Consider the following 25,870-nt stretch of genomic DNA (forward strand, 5'->3'; position numbering starts at 1 on the left):
TCAAACCTTTTGCAAAAGGGCAAGCCGCAGGGCAAGGGCTGCAAAAATTCCGGCGCTGATCCGCCCCAGATTGCGGGAAAGCTGTGGCGAGGTGGCAAGGTGGCGGCCAAGGCCTGCGGCAAAGATGCCAACGGCGGAGTTCACAATCATCCCGCCCATGCCCAGCACCGCGCCAAAGATCAGAAATTGCACCAACACAGCCCCGCGCGCGGGGTCCACAAACTGCGGGATAAAGGCCAGCACGAACAAGATCACCTTGGGATTGGTCAGATTGACAAGCGCCCCATCCCGAAACGCCGCCAAAGGGGCAAGTGCCGGCGCGGTTGATCGTGCCAGCGCGGAGTGACGCAAGGATTGCACCGCAAGCCACAGCAGATAGGCGACCCCGACCCAACGGATCAGATCAAAAAGGCCGGGGTGGGCTGCCACCAACGCGCCAAGCCCAAGGCCTGCCAGCGTCACATGCACCATACCGCCTGCCGTAATGCCTGCCGCCGCCGCCACGGCCGCACGCGGACCCGACCGCAAGCCTTGCCCCAAGCTGAACATCATATCCGCCCCCGGTGTCAGGTTCAGCGCAAGGGCGGCAGGCACAAAGGTCAGCAGCGTCAGGGCGTCTACGGGGAACATCACGCTCATCCGTTAAGCCTTGCCTGAATGGCCAGCAAATCGGCCCAAGCATCGCGTTTTCCCGCCGGATTGCGCAGCAAGGCATCTGGGTGAACCATCGGCATCACGGGAATGCTCTGCCCCGTGGCCCAAATGCCGCGCAACCGTGTCACCCCGCGCTGGCCCAACAAAGCCGCGCAAGGGGTGTTGCCCATGGCAATAATCACACGGGGTTTAACCAAGGCGATATGGCGCAAAAGGAACGGCTGCATCATCGCAACCTCTTCATCGGTCGGGTCACGGTCACCAGGTGGCCCCCAAGGCAAAGCGGTGGTCAGATAGGCGGCGCGCGCCGCAACTTCCTTTTCCCCGCGCGCGTGGCCAATCGCAGCCAGCATCTTGTCCAGCAGCGCACCTGCGGGGCCGACAAAGGGGCGGCCCTCGCGGCCTTCTTCGCGGCTTGGGGCCTCGCCTATCACCATCAGGGGGGCTGTGGGGTTCCCATCGGCAAACACCAAATTGCGCGCGCCTTTTTTCAGATCGCAATGGTCGAACGCCTCTAGCGCCGCGCGCAAGGCTACAAGATCGGTGCAGGCATTGGCCGCCGCATTGGCCGCCGCAACCGTATCCACCTTGGCAAGCTCTTGCACCACGGGGGCCGCCGCTTTGGCCTTGGCAATCACGGGTTCTTGCTTTTCGGGCAAGGCGTAACGGTCAATCGCTGCCTCGACCATCACCTCATCCACGCCCAATTCAACCTGCCACGCAAGGGCGGCAAGGGCGGCGTCAAAGGTATAATCTGCAATATGCGTGTCGATTCCCATAAACGAACAGTAGGGCGGGGCAGGGGGCGGGGCAAGCGGCGGCTTTGCCCCGATCGTGAACTAAACATTGCCCCGCGCGCGCGGCTTTGCCATAAGCAAGGCGTAACCAAACACCGGAGCAAGCATGAGTTTTCGCGCGCGTCATTTGCTGGGGATCCAGCACCTTGCCCCAGATGAAATTCGCGCCATACTTGATCTGGCCGATAAATATGTCGATCTGAACCGCCGCTCGATCAAGAAATCCGATGCGCTGGCGGGGATGACGCAGATCAACATGTTCTTTGAAAACTCGACCCGCACGCAGGCCAGCTTTGAATTGGCGGGCAAGCGGTTGGGCGCGGATGTGATGAACATGTCGGTCGCCCAGTCGAGTGTGAAAAAAGGCGAAACCCTGATTGATACGGCGCTGACGCTGAACGCGATGCACCCCGATTTGCTGGTGGTGCGGCACGGGGCATCGGGGGCCGTGAACTTGCTGGCCGAAAAGGTGAATTGCGCGGTGCTGAATGCAGGGGACGGGCGGCATGAACACCCCACGCAGGCCTTGTTGGACGCGCTGACCATCCGCCGCGCCAAGGGGCGGATCCAGCGGTTGACCGTGGCGATTTGTGGCGACGTGGCCCACAGTCGCGTGGCCCGCAGCAACCTGATCTTGTTGGGGAAAATGGAAAACCGCGTGCGCCTGATTGCGCCGCCAACCCTGATGCCCGCAGGCGTGGCCGAATTTGGCTGCGAGGTGTTTGACGACATGCGCAAAGGCCTTGAAGGCGCGGATGTGGTGATGATGCTGCGCCTGCAAAAGGAACGGATGGACGGCGGGTTTATCCCGTCGGAACGCGAATATTACCACCGCTATGGTCTTGATGCCGAAAAGCTGGCCCATGCCAAACCCGATGCCATCGTCATGCATCCGGGGCCGATGAACAGGGGCGTCGAAATTGACGGCGAAATCGCGGATGATATCAACCGAAGCGTGATCCAAGAACAGGTCGAAATGGGCGTGGCTGTGCGCATGGCCTGCATGGACCTGCTGGCCCGCAACCTGCGCGCCGAACGCGGTGCCCGCGCGGCAGGGGTGATGGTATGACCGATCCCGACCGTAAACCAACCAAGTCCGATGCCCGCGCCAGTGGCATGGTCGCAACGGCTGTGCTCGTGGCGCTTGCGGTGTTTACAGTGGTCTTTTTGTGGATGGCCGGATGATGCGCAAAACCCAAGCCAATGATACCAAAACAAAAGGGGAAAGCGATGCCTGACCTGCCACGCGACACAGTGATGGGAACGGCTGTCATGGCCCCACTCCGCCCTGATGAGGCACTCTTGGCGGATTGGCCCGCAGACAAAGCCAGCTATTGGCGCAGCCACGGGATCATGGCGGTTATTGGCGGCGCAGTTGCAGGGGGGGTCTTGGTTGCTATCGGAAACCCGACACCTTGGGTTGGCCCTGTGGCCGCCGTGGCCGCAATGGTCGCGCGCGGCTGGTATTTGGCGTCCGAGGCATTGGTGGCCCATTGGCGGCTGACCGATCAGCGCCTGCAAGGTCCAGGTGGCCGCGCCATTCCGCTGACACAAATCAAACTGGCCCGACCGTTCCTGGGCGATGTCCAAGTGATAACCCGGTCCGGCGACAAGCATCTTATGAAGTATATGGGCGATATCCCTGCAGTCGTGGCAGCGATTGAAGCCGCCCAACACGGGCAGTCGAAATGAGCCTGCGCCCCCGTTTTTGCCTTGCGGCTTCATCTTTGCAAAAATACTTAAATCCACGCACCAAACCTGCACCCACCCTTTCAGAACTGGCACCCGCTCATGACCGTCTTTCTTGAAAACGCTCTGATCATCGACCCCGAAGCGGGGACCGTCACGGCAGGCAATCTGGTTCTGGACGGCGGCATGATTGCGGCAATCGGCGCCGTCAGCGCACCAAAAGGGGCGCATGTTATTGATTGCGGCGGCAAACATCTTGCCCCCGGCATCGTTGATATGGGCGTCAAAATCGGCGAGCCGGGCGAGCGTCACCGCGAAAGTTTCCGCTCGGCGGGGCTGGCTGCCGCCGCAGGAGGTGTGACCACGATAATCGCGCGCCCCGACACCAACCCCGCGATTGATACGCCCGAAGTGCTGGAATTCGTGACCCGCCGGGCCGCCGAGTCCCCCGTGCGCATCCACCACATGGCCGCCCTGACCAAAGGCCGCGAGGGGCGTGAGATGGTCGAGATCGGCTTTATGCTCGATGCCGGCGCTTTGGCCTTTACCGATGTGGACCATGTGGTCACTGACACCAAGGTGCTGGGCCGCGCGCTGACCTATGCCCGCAGTTTGGGGGCGCTGGTGATCGGCCACCCGCAAGACCCCGGATTGTCCAAAGGGGCGGCTGTGACCAGCGGCAAGTTTGCGTCGCTTTTGGGCCTGCCGGGGGTGCATCAGATGGCGGAAAGGATTGGCCTCGACCGTGATCTTGGCATGGTTGAGATGACAGGCGTGCGTTATCATGCCGATCAGATTACCTGCGCGCGGTCTTTGCCGCCTTTGGCGCGGGCCAAGCAAAACGGGTTGGATGTGACGGCGGGGGTGTCGATCCATCACCTGACGCTGAATGATCTGGATGTCGGCGACTACCGCAGCTTTTTCAAACTGACCCCGCCCTTGCGTCCCGAAGAGGACCGCTTGGCCGTGGTGGAGGCCGTGGCATCTGGGCTGATTGATATCATCTGCTCGATGCACACGCCCCAAGATGAGGAAAGCAAGCGTCTGCCGTTTGAAGAGGCGGCCTCGGGCGCGGTTGCGCTCGAGACGTTCTTGCCCGCAGCGATGCGGCTTTATCATGCGGGGGTGATGGATTTGCCGGGGCTGTTCCGGGCGATGGCCTTGAATCCGGCGAAACGGTTAGGGCTGCCGCAGGGCCGGATGGCCGAGGGGGCACCTGCCGATCTGGTGCTGTTCGATCCGGACGCGCCTTTTATGCTGGACCGTGCCAAGCTGCATTCAAAGTCAAAGAACACACCATTTGACGGGCAGCGGATGGAGGGGCGGGTGATCGCGACCTTTGTCGCGGGCCGTCAGGTTTTTGGTGAGGGGAACGCAGATGCCTGATATGACAACGGGGTCGATGGTGCTTATTTTGGTGGCAGTGCTGGCCTATCTTTTGGGGTCGGTGCCCTTTGGGTTGGTCATAACAAAGGCGCTGGGATTGGGCGATTTGCGGACCATCGGGTCGGGCAATATTGGGGCCACGAATGTGCTGCGGACCGGAAACAAACCTGCCGCTTTGGCGACCCTTTTGCTGGATGCGGGCAAAGGCGGGATTGCGGTTTTGATCGCAAAAGCACTGGTTGGAAATGATGCGGCCCAACTGGCAGGGCTGGCGGCGTTTCTGGGGCATATCTTTCCGGTCTGGTTGAATTTCAAAGGCGGAAAAGGGGTGGCTACGTTTCTTGGTATCCTTTTGGCGTTGGCTTGGCCTGTTGGATTGGCGGCCTGTGCCAGCTGGTTGGTCATGGCCTTACTGGGGCGGATTTCATCCTTGGCGGCCTTGGTGGCGGCGGCGTCTTCGACTCTTTGGATGCTGGCTTTGGGGCAAGGGCAGATGATGCTTTTGGGGATCATTTTGACCCTTTTGGTCTATTGGCGCCATGCCCCGAATATCAAGCGATTGAGGGCAGGGACCGAGCCCAAGATTGGCAAAAAGGGCTGAGGTTTTCCCCGAATGTTCGCGCGCGGACATTTCTGTAAGTGATTGATTTCGCTTTGTTTCCATATTTTTGTTTACGCGGTCTTAACCTTTTGAGACATGCGGTCGCGGCGAGGGCGGAGCCTCCGGCGGGGATACTTAGGAACAGATGGTATGGGTATAGGCCGCGGCTTTTTAAGGCTTGGTACTGAGTGACAGCGCGTCAAGATAGGCGCGGGTGCAGGTGGTGACGTGGCGAAAACGGTCGCCGCCCAGTTGGGTGCCGCCGTACCAGCGCGTCACGACGATGAGATGATCGGTGACTGCCTCGCGGTCCAGCATGCGCAGGATGGCGGCGGCGGCACCTGACTCGCCATCATCATTGCGTAAGGGACCGTCTGGCAGCAGCGCGGCCCAAGTGTTATGGGTTGCGCGGGCAAATTTCTTGTTGGATTTCAGCGTTTTGAGGAAGGCGTCGATATCGGCGCGGCTGTTGACGGGGCCGCCGGATACGGCATAGCGCGAGCCGCGGTCGCTGACCACGTTCAGGATTTGCAGCATAAGACCCCCCGTTTGGTTCAGGGGATGTTAGGCGTTGGGCGTGTCGGGGGCCAGTGCCTCTAGATCGGCGCGGATCGCGCAAAAGCTGGGCGGGGATTGGTGCGGGGCGGAGGGTTTTGCCAGAACATCCATGCAGCCCTTGGCGCAGCCGCTGGTTTTGCAGCGCGACACGATTGCGGCAAGGTCGGCGCGTGTCAGCCAGCCGTCAATCACCGCGCGGGGCACATCGACGCCCGCGCGCCGTGCCATGCCGCGAACAAGGCCCCATGTGACGGGTGCGTCGACATATCCGATCATTCTGTTTCCTTTGCCTTGGATGCGCGTTTTGCTTATCCAAGGTGCGGGGAAATGCTGTGTGGCGCTTTGATTCAGATCAAGGCGGCTTGGTTTGGCATCGCCACGCGGGCGGGGCCTGTGGTCTAAATCGGGCGGGGGCGCGGGGTTTTGGCGCTGTCGGAGATTTGGTCAGCGACGGCCTTTAGGCGCGCCACCTCATGCGGCAGCAGGTTGGGGGTGCAGCGGGCCAGCGCCGTTTCGGAATGGGTTTGCGCCAGTTTGGCAAATTGCGCAGGGGCGATTTGGGCCAAGGCCAGCAGCGCCTTTTGCAAGCGGATTTGAACAGCGAAGTTGGACGCGCCATCACGGGCAATGGGAGGAAAAATATCATCCATCATATCGTCAACCGTCAGCGGCGGCACCCAGACATTGGGAAAGCGCAGGTCGTGGTCGCGGGGGGCTGACAGGCTGGCAAACAGGCGCACGGCGCGGCCCAGAATATCAATCGCCGTCCCGGGGTCATTTACGGCGGGCGACAGGGCGCGTTCGGCAATTTCGGCCAGAACGGCAAGGCCAAAGCGGGGGTCTTGTTCAAAGCTGCGGGTGCGACCGATGCTGAAGGCGCGGGTAATTTTGTCAGGGTCTTGGGGCTTGTCGCCCAGAACATAGGCAACAACCCTGCCCGGGTGGACGAACGCGCCGGGCAGGGCCGCGAGATAGATCTGGCAGCCCAGATCTTCGGCGCGGTCTTGGAGCCAATCCATATGGACATAGCGAACATAGCCGATGTCGGGTTGGGTGATCGGGTGCGCGTTGGGCGGGGGCGGGCCGGAATGGCCGTGGCCGCCCATAAAGGGCGCATCGGTGCGGTTTTCCAATGCGCGCTGGGCCGCCTTTTCGACCTTTTCGATGGAATCGGTCATCAGGCCAAAGACGGTGAGATGCGCGATCCAGCGCAGGATGGCGATGACCACGATGGCCACAACCGCGATGCTGACGATGAACAAGACCAAGCGGTCGTTATCGGTCAGCACGCCTGCATTCAGGGCGATGATCCCGATCAGGCTGTACAGAAACGAGCCGAGGAAGGTTGCGAGCACGCGCTGGGTGGTGCGGTCGGTTTTCAGCAGCGCCGTGGCGCGAGGGGTGACGGCGGCGGCGGCCCCCACAAAGGCCGAAACCATGATGCCAAGCGAGAAGGTCACGACCGACAGCATCGAGCTGGCGAGGATGGTCAGGACCGCCTCGACCGAGTCGGCCCCAAGAGTTTCACCAAGACCGTCTGGCAAAAGCGGGCCGATGAAAATGGCGGCAAGGTTGGTGGCCACGGCGAGGGCTGCGTAGAGCAGGGCCACGAACCAAAGCTTTTCGAACAATTCCTTGAGGAACAGTCGCCATTTAGAGATCATCGGGGCCACCTTTGCAACGCTTCGCTTTGGTCAAAGCCTGCCCGCAGCGCAGACAGGTAGCAAGTGGCGTTGTGACCGAGGTGTCACCTAAGGGCTGCGACCGCGCGGGCCACCGTGGCGCGGCGGTCGGCGTTTGGCGGGTGGGTGCCAAGGAATTTATTGCCCGGATCGGGCAGACGGTCAAAGAAGGCCGCACCGCGCAGTGCGTCAAACCCTGCGCGCTCGGTGATCTCAGTACCCAATGCGTCGGCCTCAAGCTCGAATCCTTTGGAAAAGCGGCGTGCGCCGACAGTCGCCCCGATTTTCTGCGCCTCTTGGATCGTGGCGGCATCGCCGCCGCCTGCGGCAACAAGGATACCTGCCAGCAGCGCCCCTTGGGATGCGCTTTGTTGTTGCTGCGGGATATGACCTGCAATGTGATGCGCCGCTTCATGCCCGATGACAAAGGCAAGTTCGTCGACATTGCGGGCATTGGCGATCAGCGCAAGGTTGAAAGCAAGGATGGGGCGGTTGAAATCATCCAGCGTTTGAAAGGCGTTCGGGGGTTGGTTCGGGGTGTCATCGACCACGATGCGGAAGTCGCAGTTGATGCCACGGGTGCGGGCGCGGCAAATCTGTTCGGCCACAGGTTCGACCGCCCCGACCGCCGCGACAAAGTTTCTGGCGGCTTGGTTGGGGGGAAGGGCGTTTGAGGCTGCGCCTGTGCTTGCCGCCTGTTGCGGCAATTGAGTGGCGGGGTCCATTGGCACCACGCAGCCCGCAAGTGCGAGAGAAAACAGGAGTGCTGCGATTGGGCGCATGGGGGACCTCATCCTGAGTGATAGCCGTCTAACTAGCAGAGTTGCGGGCGGGGAAAAGCCCCTTCACGCAGCGGTGTAGTGGGGGATTGATACGGGCGCGGGCGCGGCATAGGCTGAACCCATGTTTACCATAGAGCACGAATTTGACGCGACCGTTATCACATTGATCGACGAAGGTGCGCCCGAGTTGACCGAGGATGTGACGATTTCGGCCTTTGAGGACTGCGTGACGCTGACGCAGTTGGACCCGCGCACAGGGCAGCCTGTGGTGGTGACATTGTCGATGGCGCAGGTGAATGACCTGCTGGCGGCGCTGGATTTGCCCGAGGGCAGTTATCGGTTGATGCGAGGTGGATAGGGCGATGAATCGATTCGTGGTTTTGGCTGGATTGGTGGTTTTGGCGGGGTGCGGCACCCCGCAAGAACGCTGCATTGCAGGCGTCACGCGGGATTTGCGCGTGGTCGATCGATTGATCGTTGAAACGCAGGGCAATCTGGACCGGGGTTATGCCTTGGTTGAGGTGGTGCGCAGCAGAGACCGTTGGGTCATGTGCGTGCCGGAGCAGGCGGCAACGGCGACCCAACCTGCGCAAGCGCCGCAAATGTGCCTGCAAGACTATGATTACACAGTAACCGAACCCCGCGCCGTGAACCTTGCCGAACAGCGGGTGACGCTGGCCGAGTTACAGAAAAAACGTGTGGCGCTGGAAAAGGCGAGCCGCCCTGCGGTGGCAAGTTGCATACAGGCGCATCCGGAATAGGGGTGGGTTAATGCGCGGGGGCGACTGCGGCGTCGATCAGGGCGCGGCCACCGTCTAGCGTGACGATTTGGCCGGTCATAAAGGCTGACGCATCCGAGGCCAGATATTGCACGGTTTCGGCCAATTCATCCGCGCCAGCGATACGGCCCAAGGGGGTGGCGGCGGCGATTGCGTCGCGGTAATCGGGGTTTTCGCGCAGCGCGCCTTGCAAGCTATCGCTCATCACGGAGCCGAATGACACGGCGTTCACGCGGATGCGGTTGGGGGCCAAAGCCACGGCAAGCGAACGGGTCATTTGTTCGACCGCCGCACAAGAGATTGAATAACCGAGCAATTCCGGCTGCGTGCGGCGCGCGGCGATGGACGACATGTTGATGATCGAGCCAATCACCCCTTCGGTATTGCCCGTCTTTTCGGCCTGATGGATCATGCGCTTTGCGGTCATCTGCGACAGGCGCAGGCTGGTCATCAGGTTTTGCTGCAGCATCAATTCGACCACATCGCCGTCAGGGTTCAGCGGGTCGGAGGGTTGCATTTTACGGCTGGCGTTAACCAGAATATCGACGCGGTCAAAGGCGTCGATGGTGGCGGACAAAAGGTTGGCAATGGTCAGTTTTTCACGCAAATCGCCGCCGAAAAAGCGCAAAGCGCCTTCGGCCTTGGCCTCTTCGCTGCATTCACTGTCCAGCCGCGCCTCGTCCACATCGGCAAACATGACATTGGCGCCTTTGGCCAGAAAATGCCGCGCGATGGACAGGCCGATGCCCGCAGCCGAGCCGGTGACGATGGCGGTTTTGCCGGTAAGGGAAAACGACATGGGATATCCTTTGACTATTTGGGGGCGCGCAAAGGGCGCGCGGCGCGGGTCAGGCGGAAACGGGGATCGGAGCCGATGTCTTCGACCTCGCGGAACAGCGCCGCAAGGGTGCGGTCATAGGGCAAATGGCGGTTGGCCACGAGCCATAGGGTGCCATGCGAGGCCAGCAGGCGGGCGGCCGATTGCAAGAATGACAGCCCCAGCGCGGGGTCGGGGTCGCGGGCGGTGTGAAAGGGCGGGTTGCAGACCACCGTATCGACGCCGCGATCCAGTTTGAACGTGGTTGCATCGGCCCAATGAAACTGCGCGCGCGGGTCGGTGATATTCAGTTTGGCGCAGGTGAGGGCGGTGGCGTTCGCTTCGACCAGATGCAGGTCTTTGACCGTGGGGCGGGTCAGAATGGAACGCGACAGGTAGCCCCAGCCTGCGCCAAGGTCGATCACGCGCGTGCCCAGCTTTTCCGGCAGGGTGGCGGCCAAAAGGGCGGAGCCGGCATCGGGGCCATCGGCGGAAAACACGCCGGGCAGGGTTTGAAACCCATCTCCGACATCTTGCGGTTTCGCGGCCCAATCGGCCATCAGGTCATCGCCGGGGCGAAAGCTGAACAGTTTGCCATGCGCCTTGGACACGGGGTCAGACACGGTAAACCGTGCGCGCAGGTCGCGCAAAAGGCTGTCGATGCCATCGGTTTTGTGCCCGTCTACGATGATATGGCCCTTGGGGCCAGTGGCGGCGGCAGCCTCGGCCAGCAGGGCATAGGCGGCGGCTTTGGCGCGGGGGACACAGACGAGAACGGCGGCAAAACGGCCGGATTTGGGGCGTTCGGCCAGAACCGAATAGCCGCGCGCAACGAAATTATCGTAATCGGGGCGCATTGGTTGAATTACGGTCAGCCGCCCCTTGGGCAGCATCGACAAGCTGTCGTGGCCAGCGGGGTGCAGAACCAGAATATCGCCTGCATCGGGCAAGTTTAGCATATCGGTTCGCAAAGCGAATGTCAGACGATCTGAGCGCATGGGCAGCCGCAAGTCACGGCCTTGATCCTTTTATGATGTGGCGAAAGCGGCGCAAGAGCGGCAGCTTTACTCTTTTTCCATGGTGCATTGCAACGGATGCTGATGGCGGCGCGCGAAATCCATCACCTGGGTCACTTTGGTTTCGGCGATTTCATAGGAAAACACACCCACAACAGCGAGGCCTTTTTTATGCACGGTCAGCATGATTTCAAAGGCTTGGGAATGGTTTAGGCCAAAGAACCGTTCCAAAATATGCACGACAAATTCCATCGGCGTGTAATCGTCGTTTAATATCAGAACCTTATACAGCGGCGGACGTTGGGTTTTGGGTTTGGTTTTCGTCAACAGGCCAGGGTCGCCGTGGGTTCCATCCGGCTTTTCAGACATCTGGAGGGGGATTTGCGGCAAGGGGCGGCTCCGGTTTATGGGATTCGGAAAATATGTCTGTTGCGGTTTAGTATAGCGTTTTTTCGTAAGGCGCAAAGGGGGCGGCAAGTGGCCTTGATTTAACACGAAAAACAGAAGAGCTTGGCGCGGAAAGAGAGGGGTTTTTGTGCGCGAGATTACGACAGTCGGGTTTGATGCGGATGATACGCTGTGGCAAAATGAGGCGTTTTTTCGCCTGACGCAGGCGCAGTTTGTCGAACTGCTGGCGGATTACGCCGAGCCTGCGCATTTGCACGAACGGTTGCTGGCCGCCGAGCGGCGCAATCTGGGGCAATACGGGTTTGGTATCAAAGGGTTTGTGTTGTCGATGATCGAAACCGCGATCGAGGTGACGCAAGGCCGCGTGGAAGCGCGGGTGATTGCCGAGATCATGGCGGCGGGGCGCGATATGCTGGCCCATCCGATTGAGCTGTTGCCCCATGCGCGCGCAGCAGTTGAGGCGGCGGCGGTGGATCATCAGGTGCTGTTGATTACCAAGGGCGATTTGCTGGATCAGGAACGCAAGCTGGCGCAATCGGGGTTGGGGCCGTTGTTTCACGGAGTTGAAATTGTGTCGGACAAGACGCCCGAGGCCTATGTGAAGATTTTTGAGCGGCATGGCGGGCGTGCGGACCGCGCGTTGATGGTGGGCAATTCGCTGAAATCGGATGTGGTGCCGGTGATTGTGGCGGGGGGGCATGGGGTGCATGTGCCGCATGGCGAGACATGGGCGCTGGAACATGCCGAGGCCCCAAGCGGCAACCCGCGGTTTCATGAGCTGGCCGATTTGGGGGCGCTTGCAGGTTTATTGGTGGCGTTGCATATTGGCACCAGCGGCTAGCGCCCTAGGGCTTGGGGGTTGTTTCAGGGTGCCCCCCCAGATGTGGGGTGCTGTGTTTACGTGAAGAACGGCGGGAAAGCCTTTGAAATTTTAGGGAAATTTGGGGGTTTTCCGATTCTCTGGCCTGTGTTACGTTTTGCCCAAGCAGTTTAAGCCCCATAAAAAAACCGGGGCATCATGAGGCAGGACAAGGGATCAGCGACGTGGCATCGCTTCAAGGGCTATTTGCCCGCATTTTTCTTATGTTCGCATTAGCGACGCTCATTGCAATTATGTCTGTCCGTTTCGGGCAGGCCGCACCCTATGCGGCGGTTGTGATGGATGCGCGCAGTGGCGAGACGTTGTACGAGCAAAACGCCGATGCGCGGTTGCATCCGGCTTCGCTGACGAAAATGCTGACCCTTTATATTGCGTTTGACGCGATCCGGCGGGGCGAGGTTTCGCTGGATTCAATGATCACCGTGTCCAAGAATGCGGCGTCCAAGCCACCATCGCGGTTGGGGTTGAAGGCGGGGCAAAAGATTGCGCTGCGTTATTTGATTCGCGCGGCGGCGGTGAAATCGGCGAATGATGCAGCGTCGGCGATTGGCGATGCGCTGGGCGGCAACGAGGCACGGTTTGCCGCGCGGATGACGCAGACGGCGCGCGCTCTGGGGATGCGCAATTCCACATTTAAGAACGCGAACGGGTTGACCGAGGCGGGGCATTTGTCGACCGCGCGGGATATGAACATGCTGGGGCGACGGTTGTTTTACGATTTCCCGGAATATTACAACATATTTTCGCGCCGTGAAACGGATGCGGGCATGTCCAAGGTGCGCAACACCAACCGCCGCTTTCTGGATGCTTATAAGGGCGCGGACGGGATCAAGACCGGCTATACCTCGGCTGCGGGGTTTAACCTGACGGCATCGGCAGAACGCGGGAACAAGCGGATCATTGCAACGGTGTTTGGGGGGCAATCGACCGCGCACCGGAATGCCAAGATGGCGGATCTGATGGATCTGGGTTTTGGCAATGCCAAGAATAATGTGGCAGTGCGCAAGCCGGCACCTGCCAACTTGCCGGGTGCGGATGTTGAGGTAATCGCGGATAGCGGATCGGGTGGCACGCAAGGCAATGGCCAAGGGCGCAGTGCGGGCAAGACTATTCGTTTGGTGACGTCTGTGGCCACGTCGCCGCGCCCGCGTTCGCGGCCTGTGAGCGCCGAGAAAGTGGCGGCAACCGAGGTGGCCGTGTTGGCAATGAAGGATGATATTGCAGGGATTTTGGCCGAGGTGGTGGCACCGCCTGCGCCAAAAGTTGCGATTGCCGAAGTTGTGGCGGCGGTAGAGCCTGAAGTGCGGCCAGAGCCGAAACCGCAGGATATTGCCGAGACGGTGATGGAGATTCGCGATACGCCCGCGGTGGTCGCTGCGGCTGTGCCAGAGATTGAGGCCACACCGCGCAAACGCCCTGCCATGCTGTTGATGGCCAGTGCCGAAACCGAACGCCGCGCGGCTGCCAAAGCACCGGCGCCTGTTATTGTGACGCGGGTGTCTACATCCGGCGGGCGGCATTGGGGTGTGAACCTTGGGCGTTTTTCCTCGCGCGGGGTGGCCGAACGGGCCTTGATGCAAACGGCCTTGGCCGAGAGCACGACGCTGCGCGACGGGTTGCGCAAGGTGGTTGAACGCAAGGGCGGTTACGACGCGAATTATATGGGCCTGACGCAGGAACAAGCCGATATGGCCTGCCGCCGTTTGCAGGCCCGTGCCGTGCAGTGTTTCACCATCGGTCCATGAGGGTTTGATGTGATGTGTGGCGGGGTGGTGGGTTGGCACCCACCCTACGCTTTACGCCCGTCCCGACATGGCCGATAGCGCCAAGGGTTCCACGCCCATATGGCGCAAGGCGGCGGCCCATTTGCCCGCAGTATCCTGGGCAAAGACCAGATCGGCCGGCGCATCGGTGGTCAACCAGTCATTACGCAAAATCTCGGATTCCAACTGCCCCGGTCCCCAACCTGCATAGCCAAGCGCCAAAAGCGCTGTTTGCGGCCCTTCGCCGCGCCCCAATGCGCGCAGCACGTCTTGGGTGGCGGTCATGCCATAGGTGTCTGCGATGTTCATCGTGCCATCCTTGGCTTTGTAGTCGGGCGAATGCAGCACAAAGCCGCGCCCCCGTTCGACAGGCCCGCCGAAATGCACCGATATGCCGCGCCCTTGGGGCGTGTGGGGGATGCCAAGCTGTTCCAGCAAACTGGCAAAGCTGAGGTCGGTGACGGGTTTATTGACGATCAGCCCCATCGCGCCATCGGGCGAATGCGCGCAGATCAGGATGACCGAGGCGTCAAAACGCGGATCTTCCATGCCGGGCATAGAGATAAGGAGTTTTCCGGTGAGGTTCATCGTTGTTTCGCTTTCCATAGCTATAACATGGGGGCGGGGCGGTGAATGCTCAAGCCTTATATGCCACGGTGATAGGCGATAACGCAGCGCTCGCCGCAAAGTGATTGTGCAAGCGGCGATTGCCCGCTTACTTAGGTGCTATGATATACAAAGTACCCTTTCTTTCGCCCTTTGCCCTGATTGCCTGCCTTGTGGGTGCTTCGCCTGCGCTGGCCCAACCCGACGTGTTGGAGGCCAATTTGCGCGTGGGCTGGACCATGCAGAACGGCAACCAGATGGCGGCGTTTCATTTGACGCTTTTGGACGGGTGGAAAACCTATTGGCGCGCGCCGGGGGATGCGGGGATACCGCCGTATTTTGACTGGGCAGGGTCGCGCAATGTAAAGTCGGTGACGTTCCATTGGCCGCGCCCAGAGGTGTTTACGCTGGGTGGCATGCAGACCATCGGCTATTCACACGAACTGATCCTGCCGGTTGAGGTGGTGCCTTTGGACCCGTCCAAGCCGGTGGAATTGAAAGCGGCGGTGGATTTGGGCGTGTGTTCGGATATTTGCGTGCCTGCCAATTTTGCGGTCACGGCGCTGTTGCCGCGCCCCGGTGTGAAGGACGAGGCGATTGGCAGCGCGTTGCGCCAGCGCCCATCCACCGCGCGCGAGGCGGGGGTGGCATCGGCCCATTGCACAATTACCCCCAATGCCAAAGGGTTGACCGTGACGGCGGTGCTGCAGTTGCCATCGGCAGGCGGGAATGAGGTGGTGGTGGTCGAACCCGGCGTGCCCGGCGTTTGGGTGTCGGCGGCCGATGTAACGCGGTCGGGCCGCGAATTGCGCGCGGTGGTGGATATGATCGGGCCCAGCGGTGCGCCGATTGCGTTGCAACGGGATGCGATTTTGGTGACGGTTCTGGGCAAACATCGCGCCGTTGAAATCGCAGGTTGCGCCGCGCCGTAACGCGGAGTTTAGTTCGACGTGCTGTGCATGCGCTCGATATAGGCGCGCATTTCCTCGGCCTCGTGCCGCGCTTCGCGCAGGCCTTCCATCGCGGCGCGCAGTTCGGCCTCGGTTTGGCTGATCTGGTTGGTCAGTTCCGCTTCGCGCTGTTCCAGATACAAAATCGCCTGATCGCGCATTTCTTCGGCTTCGTGCAGGGATTGGGCAAGGTTGTCCACCTCGGTCACATCACCGCCTGCAACGCGGGTAAAGCGGTGCAACAGCCAATGCGTGAACCAGCCCAGCATGAAAGCCACGAACAAGATGATGGTGGTGGCGATGATAAATTCTGTACGGTTCATGGGGGCACTTTTAACGAGAAGGAAAGGGCGGGGTCAATTGGCTTTCGGGCTGCGCTTGGGGCGTGCCCATTTTTCTGTCGTGGGTTCAAAGACAAAGGTCTGATCGGCATCGGGGGCCGCGGTTGGCGCACCCTGATCCGGGGTTTCGGCGTTCTGGCTTGCCAGCGCCGCTTCGACCAAGGCTGTGCCGGATGGCGCGGACACGGGTTCGGACGCGCTGAGAAGTTTGAATTCGATTCGGCGGTTGGCTTCGCGCCCGTCTTCGGTGCCATTGTCAGCGATGGGTTCGTCTTGGCCATAACCTTTGGCGATAAAGGCTGTGACATCAAGGCGGCGGCCTTGCAAGGCGGTTAGCACCGCCTCTGCCCGGGCCTGGCTTAGGGCAAGGTTGCCGCCGGACGAGCCTTGGCTGTCGGTGTGGCCGGTGATTTCCATTTCCAGCGGTGGGCAGTTGGTCAGAATTTCGGTCAGCGAGTCGATCACCTTTGAGGCGCCTGCGTCGATTTCGGCAGAACCGGGGGCAAAGCTGATTTTTTGGCGTGTCATGGCGGCGTTCAGGTCGGCGGCGCATTCGGCAGGGGTGGGCAGGGCCGCCAGAGGGTCGAACTTTTCGTCATAGCTGACGTTGATCCGGAAGGTTTTGCCCTGACCTAGTTTATCGGACAGGATTTGCGACATGCGGGCGCGGGCATCGGGTTTTCCGGTCACGCCAGCCACTTCGACCGTGTCGCCGCGCACCAGCAGGCTGCCGTGGTGCAAAAGCGCAAGTGATTCGAGGCCCGCAAGCACACGCACCGCCCAGCCATCGGGCAAGGTTTCATCCAGCAAGGTGGCGGTGTAAACGCTTTTGGCCCCGAATTGCGCACGGGCAAAACTGTCGGCGGCGGCGCGCAGCGTGTCATCGGACAAGCGGCCGCGCAGTTGGACCTTGCCGGCTTCATCCAATGCGGCGGTGAATTCGGCAGGGCCAGCGGCAGTGGCTGTAGGGCGCGGCGGCAAGGTGGCATCGAGCGAGAAGACGGGCGGCAATTGCGCCTGCAAATCGCCGACAACGCGGTCAAAGTCGGATTGCGAGATGTCTACAGACCCCAAGAGAGACACATCGGCGTCGGAAAAGGTGATTGTGCCTTTGCCCAAGGTGGCGACGGCTTTGATCCCGGCTTCGGCCGCTTCGGCCCAACGCGGAGTGGGCACGCCAAGGCCCACGGTGCAATCGGTTTTTGCCGCCACACCCGCCGCCACGCCTGCCGACACGATCCGGTCGCGGGCGCGGTTGGTATCGGCAGAACAGGCATCAAACCGCGCGCCCGTATCGTCGATCACAAAGCGCAGGGTAAAGGGCGTCAGCACGGGGCGGGGGGCCGAAATATTCAGGTTCACCCGCACGCCTTTAGGGGCAAGCCGCGCCAGATCGCTTTCAAACTTGCGTTTTTGGTCAGGGCTGTCGGAAATGGCGGTAACTTCGACCAGATCGGCCGCAATCGAGATTTTGGAGCGGGGCAAAATGCGCAAAGCCGCAAGGCCGAATTTCAACGCTTCTTCCCAGCCTTCGGGGGCGGCGTAATCGGCGCTTTCCAGCATGTCGGATACGGGTTGGCCGTTGGTCAGTTCGGCCACGTTTCCTGTCAGATCGGGGTCCACCTCTTTGCCCGGCACAAGACCGATCAGGGAAATGCCGTCGTCATTGCGCAGAATTTCCAGCGAAAAGCGCGGAGCCTCGACAGCGCGGACGGCTGTCACCTCGAGCTGGTCGCGCACGCGGCTGGATTGCACCACACTGCCCGCCATGTTGACGATGCGAAAGCGCGCCGCCTCATTCGGGGCGGTGCCGTTCAGGCGAACCTGAAGGCCGTTTGCCTCGACGCTGGCCCATGTGATGCCATCACTGAGCAAGCGGGTGGTGACGGCAGCGGCGGATCGCTTTTCAATCGCCAGCGCGGACCACCACGCGCCAAGCGACGCGAGAAGCCCTGCGAGCAAGATCGCAGCAAAGGTAAGGACTGTTTTTCGTAAGTGCATTCGACCACTATCTAAGACGACTGCATGTTCCTTAGGCCCTTGAGGCGAAAGGATCAATCAAAGCAATGCCGCACCGGCAAGAAATAGCGCAGGGATAAGCCCCGCGTTGCGATTTGTGCGAAACAAGACAAGACATTTGGCGGGATCGGTAGTGTCCAGCCGCGTCATTTGCCATGCCATATGCCAACCAAACCCCCAAGCGCCGGCAAGTGCCAGCAGCATTTTGGCCTGTGGAGAATCGCTTAGGGCCAGCGCGATGGCTACGGTCATCAGCAAGACCGCCATCATCCAAAAGCCGCGCAGCCACAGCTTGCTGTTGGCGTCACCAAACAGGCGGGCGGTGGATTTTACCCCGATCAGTGCGTCGTCTTCTTTATCTTGATGCGCATAGATCGTGTCATAAAACAGGGTCCATGCGATGCCTGATAGCCATAGAAGTACGGGGGGTAGGGACAGGCTGCCAGTGTGCGCGGTCCATGCCACCAGCGCGCCCCAGTTGAACGCCAGCCCAAGGAAAACCTGCGGCCACCATGTGAACCGCTTGGCAAAGGGGTAGATGACGACAAGCGCAAGCGAGGCGATGCCAAGGGCGATGGCCAAGCCGTTGAAGGTGAACAGGATGGCGGCGGCCAATGCGGCCTGCACGCCCATCCAGACCACGGCCTTTTTCACCGTGACCTGACCGGACGGGATAGGGCGGCTTTTGGTGCGGGCGACGGCGGCGTCAAAGTCGCGGTCGGTGATGTCGTTCCATGTGCAGCCCGCGCCGCGCATCAAAAACGCGCCAAGGGTGCAGCCAAGCGCGATCCACACATCAAACAGGCGGTAGCCGGTGGGATCGGCGGCGGCGGCAAGTGCCAGCCCCCAAAAGCAGGGAATCAGCAACAGCCATGTGCCGATGGGGCGGTCGGCGCGGGCAAGGCGCAGGTAGGGGCGGGTGGGTGCTGGTGCGAAACGGTCCACCCAATTGCCCGCAGGGGCATCGGCGACGGTTTTGGCCTCTGGCATTTGGCCGGATGCGGTCATAAGTTGCCCCTATGGGAAATGCGAAAATCAGACTGTTTGTAGATCAGCCTATCGGGGCAGGGCAAGCGATTGCGCTGGATGAGGCGCAGGCGCATTATTTGTTTGCCGTGATGCGGCTGACGGTGGGTGCGTCTGTGCTGGTGTTTGACGGGGCGCATGGCGAGTGGCGGGCCGAGGTGGTGGAAGTGGGCAAGCGCAAAGGCGTGCTGGTTTGTGTCGAGCAAACAGCCCCGTTGCGGATGCCGCCCGATCTGTGGTTGCTGTTTGCCCCGATCAAAAAGGCGCGCACCGATTTTATCGTGGAAAAGGCTGCGGAATTGGGGGCGGCGCGGGTGATGCCTGTGCAAACGCGGTTTACGAATGCTGACCGCGTAAAGGTGGACAAGCTGCGCCTGCACGCGATTGAAGCCGCCGAGCAATGCGGTGGCACCTTTGTGCCGCAGGTCGATGACGTGGTGCCGCTGGCAAAGGTGTTGGCCGATTGGCCCGCAGAGCGCCGGATTTTATGGTGCAACGAGCATTTGGCAGGGGTGGCGCAGGCGCTGCCCAAGCGCGGCGATTTGGGGGCGGAGGCCGGCCCGTGGGCCGTGCTGATTGGCCCCGAGGGCGGGTTCTCGGAGGACGAACAAGCGCGCCTGAGTGCCATGCCGCAGGTGGTGCAAGCCAGCCTTGGCCCGCGCATTTTGCGCGCCGATACGGCGGTGGTCGCCGCGCTGACCTTGTGGCAATCGCATCTGGGGGATTGGGCATGAGCCTGATCCGCCCCGAGGCGCAAGCCGCGCTGTGGCGGTTTCGCGAGATGTTTGCGTCCCTAGGGTTGGCATTGATCGGCCTGTGGTTGGCGGTTTTGGGCGGATTTATCCTTGTGCCTTTGGGTGCCGGTATTATTGTTCTTGCCGCAGGGTTTGGCCTGCTGGCATGGCGGCGGTTACGCTTTGCCCAAAGCGGCGATGCGCCGGGGATGGTGGAGCTGGACGAGGGCCAGATCAGCTATTTTGGCCCTGATGTGGGCGGGGCTGTGGCACTGCGCGACCTTGTGGAATTACGCCTGATCACGGCAGGTGGGCGGCGAATGTGGCGGTTGCGCCAGCAAGACGGGCAGGTGCTGGCGATTCCGGTCAGCGCGATGGGGGCGGACCAATTGTTCGATGCCTTTGCCGCCTTGCCGGGCATGGATACAGGCGCATTGGTTGCGGCGGTGGACCCTGTGGTGGGGCCAGCAAGCGTAAACCGTGACGTTGTTTCAATCGCTGACAGTCGTGTGATCTGGCGTCATCCTGTACGCGCGGTCTTGACTTGACGCCTGCAAAACGACAGGTCTGGCGACTGACATTAGAAACGAGATCGGAGCCTGCCCATGTCTATTCCCCAATCCGGTGGCGGACCGATTGAAAGCTTTGACCAGCTTGCGGCCTATATGGAAAGCGGCTGCAAACCTGCGGACCAGTGGCGCATTGGCACCGAGCATGAAAAATTCGGCTTTCTGACCGACAGCCATGCGCCGTTGCCCTATGACGGTGCGCGGTCTGTGCGCGCGATGCTGGAAGGGTTGCGCGACCGTTTCGGCTGGGAGCCGGTGGAGGAGCAAGGGCATCTGATCGGCCTTGTGCGCAATGGCGCGAATGTCAGTTTGGAACCCGGTGGGCAGTTTGAACTTTCGGGTGCGCCGCTTGCCACGGTTGGTGATGTGGCGGCAGAATTGGACAACCATTTGGCCGAGGTGGCGCAGGTGGCGGACCCGATGGGCGTTGGTTTTCTGGGCGTGGGCGCGGCCCCTGTTTGGTCGCATGACGACATGGACCGGATGCCCAAAGGCCGCTACCGTTTGATGACGGATTACATGGGGCATGTGGGCACGCATGGCACCCAGATGATGTATCGCACCTGCACCGTTCAGGTGAACCTCGACTTTGGGTCCGAGGCGGATATGGTGAAAAAGATGCGTGTGGCGCTGGCGTTGCAGCCGGTCGCGACAGCGCTGTTTGCGTCCTCGCCGTTCTTTGAGGGCAAGCCGAACGGGCATAAAAGCTGGCGATCACGTATTTGGCGGGGGCTTGATGGCAGCCGCACGGGGATGCTGCCCTTTATGTTTGAGGAGGGGGCCGGTTTTCAGCGCTATGTTGACTGGGTGCTGGATGTGCCGATGTATTTTGTGTACCGCGATGGTAAGTATATCAATGCCTTGGGCCAATCTTTCCGTGATTTCCTGAAGGGCGAATTGCCTGCACTGCCCGGCGAAAAGCCGACCTTGTCGGATTGGGCCGACCATATGACCACCGTGTTCCCCGAAGCGCGGGTCAAGAAATACATTGAAATGCGCGGGGCCGATATGGGCAGCCGTGATTATACGGTGGCACTGCCCGCGTTTTGGGTGGGGCTGATGTATGATTCCGCAGCGCTGGATGCGGCGTGGGATTTGGTCAAAGGGTTTGACGTTGATACCCGTGAAGGGCTGCGGGTTGCCGCCTCGGTTCAGGGTTTGCAGGCCGAGGCAGGCGGCGTGAAGCTGGCCGATTTGGCGCGTGCTGCGGTGGGGCTGTCGCATGCCGGATTGGCCGCGCGGGGGCATGGCGAAGAGGCGTTTTTGGCGCCCGTTGTGGAAAGTTTGAAAACCGGCGCGACACAGGCAGACCGGTATTTAGGCTTGTATCACGGCGAGTGGGGCGGCGATCTGGACCGGATTTACGCGGCAGCCAAACTGTAAAAAAGGGGGGAGGTCCCCCCCGATTACAACCCCTTATGCGCCCCGTCACACAGCGGCGATTTGGCCGAGTGTTTGCAGCCACAAAAGAACACCTTTTTCGACGTTTCCGCTGTGTATTTCACGGGCGTGAAATCGGACCCTTTATGCGACCCATCGCAAAATGGCTGCTTGGACGATTGCCCGCAGGCGCACCAGAAATAGGATTTGCCCTCTTCAACCTCGACGGGATAGGGCGCGGTTTGGGCGATTTTAGGGGCGTCGGTCATGGTGGCGGTCCTTTGGGTTGGGGGGCTTGATTGCATTACCAATATTTGGTAACTTTATCGGGCGGTTGGAGGGAGCGAATTATGGGCAAGAATACGTCGATCGCATTGGGGGACCATTTCACTGAATTTTTAACGACGCAAGTTGGTTCAGGCCGCTATGGCTCTGCGTCCGAAGTGGTGCGGGCTGGATTGCGTTTGTTGGAAAGCAAGGAAATGCAGCTTGCGGAGTTACGTGAAGCGATCCGCGCAGGCGAGGAAAGCGGGGAGGTGGAGGGGTTTGATCTGGACTCGTTTTACGCTGACATGCGGGTAACCCCAAGCGAATGAAGCTGCGGATAACGCATGTTGCGCAGAGTGATTTACGCCAGATCGAACGCTATTCGATACAGCATTGGGGGCCTCAGGTAGGCTTTGCGTATTCCGACAGGCTGCGGCTGGTTTTGGGGCAATTGGTTCGCGCAGAAATTTCAAGCCAAGGTGCCGATTACGTTAGCCCCGGATTGCGCAAGCAGGTTGCAGCAAGCCATGTGATTTGGTTTCGCATCCAAGGGGATAATCTGCTTGTGGTGCGGGTGCTGCATCAGAGCCGGGATGTGGGGCCTGTAGTTGGGTAAAGTTTGCCTTGGCGACAATGTTAGTGAAGCCAGCAACGTAAGAGATTGTTGGCTGATCCAAATAGGAAATTTGGCACATCGTCGTCTCCAAATGTGAACTAGATACCGTTTTTAGGCTGTTGGCAAAGCCTCAAACCAACCGCCCCCACAAATCATACTCGCCCGCTTCCTCAACCGTCACGGGGACGATCTCGCCCGCGCTCAACCCCTCAAACCCTTCATCAATAAACAAATTCCCGTCGATCTCGGGCGCATCTGCTTTGGTGCGGCAGGTGGCGCCGTCTTCGTCGACCTCGTCCACGATAACCTGAATTGTTTGGCCCACTTTGGCGACCAGTTTCGCCTCGGAAATCGCTTGCGCTTTTTCCATGAAGCGGTTCCAGCGGTCTTGTTTCACCTCATCCGGCACATGGTCAGGCAGGGCGTTGGAGCGCGCGCCTGCGACGTTTTCGTATTGGAAGCACCCGACGCGGTCCAGCTGCGCCTCATCCATCCAATCCAGCAGGGTTTGGAATTCGGCCTCTGTCTCACCCGGATAACCGACGATAAAGGTGGACCGCAGGGTGATATCGGGGCAGACGTTGCGCCATGCGGCGATCTCATCCAGCGTTTTGGCGGCCGCGGCGGGGCGGGCCATGCGTTTGAGCACATCGGGGTGCGCGTGTTGGAAGGGGATGTCGAGGTAGGGCAAAATCAGCCCGTCAGCCATCAGCGGAATCAGGTCGCGGACATGGGGGTAAGGGTAGACGTAGTGCAGGCGGACCCACGCCCCAAGCGAGCCCAAATCGCGGGCCAGATCGGTGATATGGGCGCGGTGGCCTTTGTCGATGGCATGTTTGATATCAACACCATAGGCGCTGGTATCCTGGGAAATGACCAGCAGTTCGCGCACACCAGCCTGCACCAGCTTTTCCGCCTCACGCAGCACGGCATGGGCGGGGCGCGATTGCAGACGGCCGCGCATGTCGGGGATTATGCAGAATTTGCACTTGTGGTTACAGCCCTCGGAAATCTTCAGATAACTGTAATGGCGGGGCGTCAGGGTGACGCCGGAGGCAGGCAACAGGTCGATAAACGGATCGGGCGAGGGCGGCACGGCGAGGTGAACGGCGTCCAGCACCTGTTCGTATTGATGCGGGCCGGTGACGGCGAGGATGTTGGGGTGATGTTCGCGGATATAGTCGGGTTCGGCACCCAAACAGCCCGTGACGATAACCTTGCCGTTTTCCTTTAGCGCCTCACCGATCGCATCAAGGGATTCCGCCTTGGCGCTGTCCAAAAACCCGCAAGTGTTGACGATCACGGCATCTGCGCCCGCGTAATCGGGGCTGATGGCATAGCCTTCGGCGCGCAGCCGGGTCAGGATGCGTTCGCTATCGACCAGCGCTTTGGGACAGCCAAGGCTGACCATGCCGATCATCGGCTGCCCGTCACGGCGGGGTTCGGAAATCCGTGCCTTGGGGGCAAGGTCGGGGCGGAGGTTTGGCGGGTTCTGGGTCATGGCTGCGGTATATCTGGGATTGAAGATTTGGGGAAGGGGGGCCGAATTGAGGAGTTCTTTTCATAACTTTGTGTGATCGCGTCTGAAAAGGGAGGGCAGGTTTTGATGAGACGTTACGTGAGCGCCAAAGAGGAAGTAGTGCGAATTTGACAGGCTTTTGGCCGCAAACGTGATGTCAAAAGGTGGGATTTATTTTTTACATAAATGAAACAGATGGTTAGAAGTGTGTTTGAAGTACAGCAGGCCGATTGTGTGGCACGTGAGTTGGCTGGGGTCCGCTAGGGAAAAAGGAGAATATTAAGGGTTGATCGCTAGTGTCACTGGCCAGACACGAAGGAACCGGCGCGATGCATGGGCTGATCAACAGGGCAATTCAATGCTATGTGCGCGACACGCACGGTGAGGCGGTTTGGGCCCGCGTGACCCGCCATGCGGGCCTTGGTTTTGACGGGTTTGAGACGATGCTAACCTATGATGACGCGCTGACCGAAGATGTTTTGCAGGCCTGCGTTGGTGTTCTGGGCCGTACGCGCGAAGTGATTCTAGAGGATTTGGGCACCTTTCTGATTTCCAACCACAGCTCGGATGCGCTGCGGCGTGTGTTGCGCTTTGGCGGTGTGAGTTTTACCGATTTTCTGCACACGCTGGAGGATACACGCGGGCGGGGCCGCCTTGCCCTGCCGGATATTGACCTGCCAGGTCTGGACCTGTTTGAAGTTTCACCAAGTCTTTACACCTTGCAATGTAGATTCCCGATTGAAGGCACGGGACATGTGATCGTAGGTTTGCTGCGGGCAATGGCAGATGATTATGGCGCGCTGGTTTTGTTGGACCACGATGGCCCCAGCCTTGACGGCGAGATGATCCTGATTGAGCTGCTGGAGATTTCATATGCGCAGGGCCGCAGCTTTGACCTTGCGACACGGGCCGAGGGAAAAGTGGGGGCCGAATGAGCAAAGGGGCAATGCAGATTGAACGGCCTGCGCTGGTCCGATTGATGCCCATGCATCTTTGGATCTCACACGCGGGGTTAATCGAATCGGCGGGCGGAACATTGTGCAAAGCGTTTGCGGGGCAGAAAATAGAAGGTTCGGCATTTTTCGATTTATTCGAGGTGCGCAGCCCAGGCGGTGTGTTTTCGGTTGAAGATATGTGCAGGCATGATGGTGCGCGGCTGCAAGTTGTGCCGAAAGAGCCGGGGGCTGTGCAAGGCTTGCGCGGAATTGCGGTGTGCCTGCCAGAGGGGGCGGGCGTTTTGGTGAACCTGTCGTTCGGGATCGGGGTGATTGAGGCCGTGGCAGCGCACCAATTGACCGATGCCGATTTTGCCGCGACCGATCTGGCGATGGAACTGCTGTATCTGGTCGAGGCGAAAACCGCCGTGACCGAGGAATTGCGCCAGTTGAACCTGCGGCTGCAAGGTGCGCGTGATGCGGCACAAGAGCAGGCCCTGACTGACATGCTGACGGGCCTGCGCAATCGCCGTGCGCTGGATGTGACGATGTCACTGTGGATCGACCGCAAGGTGCCCTTTGGCCTGATGCACATTGATCTAGATTTTTTTAAGGCCGTGAACGACACGTTGGGCCATGCCGCCGGCGACCATGTGTTGCGGGAAGTGGCTGGCATGCTGCTGGCCCTGACCCGCGCCGGTGATACTGTCGCGCGGGTGGGGGGTGACGAATTTGTCATTGTGTTCCGAGATTTGGTGGATGCCGACAAGCTGCAAGGCATAGCCGAGCGGGTGGTGGAGCGGTTGAGCGTACCGACGGTGTTTGAGGGGCAGCCGTGCCGGATTTCGGCAAGTATCGGAATTACGATTTCAACGGACTATAGCCAGCCAAACGCGGATCGTATGTTAAGCGATGCAGATGAAGCGCTTTATGCGTCTAAAAATGCCGGGCGCGGGCAGGCGAAACTGCACCGGAGCGAGGCAGTTTTGGCGGCAGAGAAGCGCGCCTTAAGTCTTGGGGTGCAAGTCCGCGGCAGGTAATTTGGCCCGAAATGCAGCCTTTGGGCGCAAGGGTCAGGTGCAAAGACTGAAGCGTT

31 protein-coding genes are annotated in these 25,870 nt (G+C 60.3%); 16 read left to right on the top strand and 15 right to left on the bottom strand.

Annotated features, from left to right (window positions below; genetic code table 11):
* Both G560_RS0114015 and G560_RS0114020 read right to left on the bottom strand, forming a co-directional pair.
* On the bottom strand, positions 1-639 hold the full coding sequence (locus tag G560_RS0114015) for a LysE family translocator (RefSeq protein ID WP_022704932.1): 639 nt from the start codon (positions 637-639) through the stop codon (positions 1-3).
* Positions 636-1,433, bottom strand: coding sequence for a uracil-DNA glycosylase (locus G560_RS0114020; RefSeq protein ID WP_022704933.1), 798 nt, complete (start codon positions 1,431-1,433; stop codon positions 636-638). Before G560_RS0114020 ends, G560_RS0114015 begins: the two co-directional genes overlap by 4 nt.
* 124 nt (positions 1,434-1,557) lie before the next feature.
* On the opposite strand from G560_RS0114020, the gene G560_RS0114025 reads away from it, so the two are divergent.
* From G560_RS0114025 to plsY, 4 genes are all read left to right on the top strand, one after another.
* A complete protein-coding gene (locus G560_RS0114025; RefSeq protein WP_022704934.1) occupies positions 1,558-2,520 on the top strand; it encodes an aspartate carbamoyltransferase catalytic subunit in 963 nt (320 codons plus the stop codon).
* A gap of 161 nt (positions 2,521-2,681) precedes the next feature.
* Positions 2,682-3,143 carry a hypothetical protein gene (locus tag G560_RS0114035; protein ID WP_231575933.1) on the top strand — a complete coding sequence of 154 codons (462 nt, stop codon included), beginning with the start codon at positions 2,682-2,684 and terminating at the stop codon, positions 3,141-3,143.
* 99 nt (positions 3,144-3,242) lie between these two features.
* Positions 3,243-4,526 carry a dihydroorotase gene (pyrC, locus tag G560_RS0114040; protein ID WP_022704937.1) on the top strand — a complete coding sequence of 428 codons (1,284 nt, stop codon included), beginning with the start codon at positions 3,243-3,245 and terminating at the stop codon, positions 4,524-4,526.
* Entirely contained in the window at positions 4,519-5,127 is a 609-nt protein-coding gene (gene plsY, locus G560_RS0114045) for a glycerol-3-phosphate 1-O-acyltransferase PlsY (protein WP_022704938.1), read from the top strand. The genes pyrC and plsY overlap by 8 nt, the downstream gene beginning before the upstream one ends.
* A gap of 171 nt (positions 5,128-5,298) precedes the next feature.
* Here the strand turns inward: plsY and G560_RS0114050 are convergent, their stop codons facing one another.
* From G560_RS0114050 to G560_RS0114065, 4 genes are all read right to left on the bottom strand, one after another.
* Complete coding sequence (locus G560_RS0114050; protein ID WP_022704939.1) at positions 5,299-5,664, bottom strand: YigZ family protein; 366 nt, start codon at positions 5,662-5,664, stop codon at positions 5,299-5,301.
* Between the two features lie 27 nt (positions 5,665-5,691).
* Positions 5,692-5,961 carry a DUF6455 family protein gene (locus G560_RS0114055; protein ID WP_022704940.1) on the bottom strand — a complete coding sequence of 90 codons (270 nt, stop codon included), beginning with the start codon at positions 5,959-5,961 and terminating at the stop codon, positions 5,692-5,694.
* A 122-nt stretch (positions 5,962-6,083) separates the two neighbouring features.
* Complete coding sequence (locus G560_RS0114060) at positions 6,084-7,349, bottom strand: DUF2254 domain-containing protein (RefSeq protein ID WP_022704941.1); 1,266 nt, start codon at positions 7,347-7,349, stop codon at positions 6,084-6,086.
* 83 nt (positions 7,350-7,432) lie between these two features.
* Positions 7,433-8,149: a M48 family metallopeptidase gene (locus G560_RS0114065; RefSeq protein ID WP_022704942.1), complete on the bottom strand. Its 717-nt coding sequence runs from the start codon at positions 8,147-8,149 to the stop codon at positions 7,433-7,435.
* 121 nt (positions 8,150-8,270) lie between these two features.
* Here G560_RS0114065 and G560_RS0114070 point away from each other — a divergent pair, with 121 nt between their 5' ends.
* Positions 8,271-8,507, top strand: coding sequence for a hypothetical protein (locus G560_RS0114070; protein ID WP_022704943.1), 237 nt, complete (start codon positions 8,271-8,273; stop codon positions 8,505-8,507).
* 4 nt (positions 8,508-8,511) lie between these two features.
* The gene (locus tag G560_RS0114075; RefSeq protein ID WP_022704944.1) at positions 8,512-8,910 is read left to right on the top strand and encodes a hypothetical protein; all 399 of its coding nucleotides are present in this window, start codon (positions 8,512-8,514) and stop codon (positions 8,908-8,910) included.
* Between the two features lie 7 nt (positions 8,911-8,917).
* Here the strand turns inward: G560_RS0114075 and G560_RS0114080 are convergent, their stop codons facing one another.
* The 3 genes from G560_RS0114080 to clpS all read right to left on the bottom strand — a co-directional run bounded on the left by G560_RS0114080 (position 8,918) and on the right by clpS (position 11,130).
* Positions 8,918-9,727, bottom strand: a complete 810-nt coding sequence (locus G560_RS0114080; protein ID WP_022704945.1) for an SDR family NAD(P)-dependent oxidoreductase — start codon at positions 9,725-9,727, stop codon at positions 8,918-8,920.
* 14 nt (positions 9,728-9,741) lie between these two features.
* On the bottom strand, positions 9,742-10,743 hold the full coding sequence (locus tag G560_RS0114085) for a class I SAM-dependent methyltransferase (RefSeq protein ID WP_022704946.1): 1,002 nt from the start codon (positions 10,741-10,743) through the stop codon (positions 9,742-9,744).
* A gap of 66 nt (positions 10,744-10,809) precedes the next feature.
* Complete coding sequence (gene clpS / locus G560_RS0114090; protein WP_022704947.1) at positions 10,810-11,130, bottom strand: ATP-dependent Clp protease adapter ClpS; 321 nt, start codon at positions 11,128-11,130, stop codon at positions 10,810-10,812.
* A gap of 166 nt (positions 11,131-11,296) precedes the next feature.
* Here clpS and G560_RS0114095 point away from each other — a divergent pair, with 166 nt between their 5' ends.
* A complete protein-coding gene (locus tag G560_RS0114095; RefSeq protein WP_022704948.1) occupies positions 11,297-12,010 on the top strand; it encodes an HAD family hydrolase in 714 nt (237 codons plus the stop codon).
* 242 nt (positions 12,011-12,252) lie between these two features.
* Positions 12,253-13,794: a D-alanyl-D-alanine carboxypeptidase family protein gene (locus tag G560_RS0114100; RefSeq protein WP_050525326.1), complete on the top strand. Its 1,542-nt coding sequence runs from the start codon at positions 12,253-12,255 to the stop codon at positions 13,792-13,794.
* Between the two features lie 51 nt (positions 13,795-13,845).
* Here the strand turns inward: G560_RS0114100 and G560_RS0114105 are convergent, their stop codons facing one another.
* A complete protein-coding gene (locus G560_RS0114105) occupies positions 13,846-14,400 on the bottom strand; it encodes a YqgE/AlgH family protein (protein ID WP_028914113.1) in 555 nt (184 codons plus the stop codon).
* A 140-nt stretch (positions 14,401-14,540) separates the two neighbouring features.
* On the opposite strand from G560_RS0114105, the gene G560_RS0114110 reads away from it, so the two are divergent.
* Entirely contained in the window at positions 14,541-15,350 is an 810-nt protein-coding gene (locus tag G560_RS0114110; RefSeq protein WP_022704951.1) for a protein-disulfide reductase DsbD domain-containing protein, read from the top strand.
* A gap of 8 nt (positions 15,351-15,358) precedes the next feature.
* On the opposite strand, the gene G560_RS0114115 is transcribed toward G560_RS0114110, so the two are convergent.
* The 3 genes from G560_RS0114115 to ubiA are packed head-to-tail and all read right to left on the bottom strand — an operon-like array spanning position 15,359 to position 18,736.
* Positions 15,359-15,691: a hypothetical protein gene (locus tag G560_RS0114115; protein ID WP_022704952.1), complete on the bottom strand. Its 333-nt coding sequence runs from the start codon at positions 15,689-15,691 to the stop codon at positions 15,359-15,361.
* Positions 15,692-15,724: 33 nt separating this feature from the next.
* The gene (locus tag G560_RS0114120) at positions 15,725-17,710 is read right to left on the bottom strand and encodes an OmpA family protein (protein ID WP_028914115.1); all 1,986 of its coding nucleotides are present in this window, start codon (positions 17,708-17,710) and stop codon (positions 15,725-15,727) included.
* 57 nt (positions 17,711-17,767) lie between these two features.
* A complete protein-coding gene (gene ubiA, locus G560_RS0114125) occupies positions 17,768-18,736 on the bottom strand; it encodes a 4-hydroxybenzoate octaprenyltransferase (RefSeq protein WP_022704954.1) in 969 nt (322 codons plus the stop codon).
* An 11-nt stretch (positions 18,737-18,747) separates the two neighbouring features.
* On the opposite strand from ubiA, the gene G560_RS0114130 reads away from it, so the two are divergent.
* From G560_RS0114130 to G560_RS0114140, 3 genes are read left to right on the top strand one after another with little or no spacing between them, the layout of a single operon-like run.
* Complete coding sequence (locus tag G560_RS0114130) at positions 18,748-19,488, top strand: 16S rRNA (uracil(1498)-N(3))-methyltransferase (RefSeq protein WP_022704955.1); 741 nt, start codon at positions 18,748-18,750, stop codon at positions 19,486-19,488.
* Positions 19,485-20,036, top strand: a complete 552-nt coding sequence (locus G560_RS0114135) for a hypothetical protein (protein WP_028914116.1) — start codon at positions 19,485-19,487, stop codon at positions 20,034-20,036. Before G560_RS0114130 ends, G560_RS0114135 begins: the two co-directional genes overlap by 4 nt.
* A 57-nt stretch (positions 20,037-20,093) precedes the next feature.
* Positions 20,094-21,440 (top strand): glutamate--cysteine ligase, encoded by a 1,347-nt coding sequence (locus tag G560_RS0114140; RefSeq protein WP_022704956.1) that lies wholly within the window; start codon positions 20,094-20,096, stop codon positions 21,438-21,440.
* A 23-nt stretch (positions 21,441-21,463) separates the two neighbouring features.
* Here G560_RS0114140 and G560_RS0114145 read toward each other — a convergent pair whose 3' ends face one another.
* Entirely contained in the window at positions 21,464-21,706 is a 243-nt protein-coding gene (locus tag G560_RS0114145) for a CDGSH iron-sulfur domain-containing protein (protein ID WP_022704957.1), read from the bottom strand.
* Between the two features lie 81 nt (positions 21,707-21,787).
* Between G560_RS0114145 and G560_RS0114150 the strand changes: the two genes are divergently transcribed.
* On the top strand, positions 21,788-22,033 hold the full coding sequence (locus tag G560_RS0114150; protein ID WP_022704958.1) for a type II toxin-antitoxin system ParD family antitoxin: 246 nt from the start codon (positions 21,788-21,790) through the stop codon (positions 22,031-22,033).
* Positions 22,030-22,320 (top strand): type II toxin-antitoxin system RelE/ParE family toxin, encoded by a 291-nt coding sequence (locus G560_RS0114155; protein ID WP_022704959.1) that lies wholly within the window; start codon positions 22,030-22,032, stop codon positions 22,318-22,320. The genes G560_RS0114150 and G560_RS0114155 overlap by 4 nt, the downstream gene beginning before the upstream one ends.
* 130 nt (positions 22,321-22,450) lie before the next feature.
* On the opposite strand, the gene rimO is transcribed toward G560_RS0114155, so the two are convergent.
* Entirely contained in the window at positions 22,451-23,821 is a 1,371-nt protein-coding gene (gene rimO / locus G560_RS0114160; protein WP_022704960.1) for a 30S ribosomal protein S12 methylthiotransferase RimO, read from the bottom strand.
* Positions 23,822-24,168: 347 nt separating this feature from the next.
* Here rimO and G560_RS0114165 point away from each other — a divergent pair, with 347 nt between their 5' ends.
* Together G560_RS0114165 and G560_RS21655 are read left to right on the top strand one after the other, a co-directional pair.
* Positions 24,169-24,774 (top strand): heme NO-binding domain-containing protein, encoded by a 606-nt coding sequence (locus G560_RS0114165; RefSeq protein ID WP_028914117.1) that lies wholly within the window; start codon positions 24,169-24,171, stop codon positions 24,772-24,774.
* Positions 24,771-25,814, top strand: a complete 1,044-nt coding sequence (locus tag G560_RS21655) for a GGDEF domain-containing protein (protein ID WP_022704962.1) — start codon at positions 24,771-24,773, stop codon at positions 25,812-25,814. Before G560_RS0114165 ends, G560_RS21655 begins: the two co-directional genes overlap by 4 nt.
* Positions 25,815-25,870: the final 56 nt, after the last annotated feature.

The sequence above is a fragment of the Pseudorhodobacter ferrugineus DSM 5888 genome (assembly GCF_000420745.1).
GTDB lineage: Bacteria > Pseudomonadota > Alphaproteobacteria > Rhodobacterales > Rhodobacteraceae > Pseudorhodobacter > Pseudorhodobacter ferrugineus.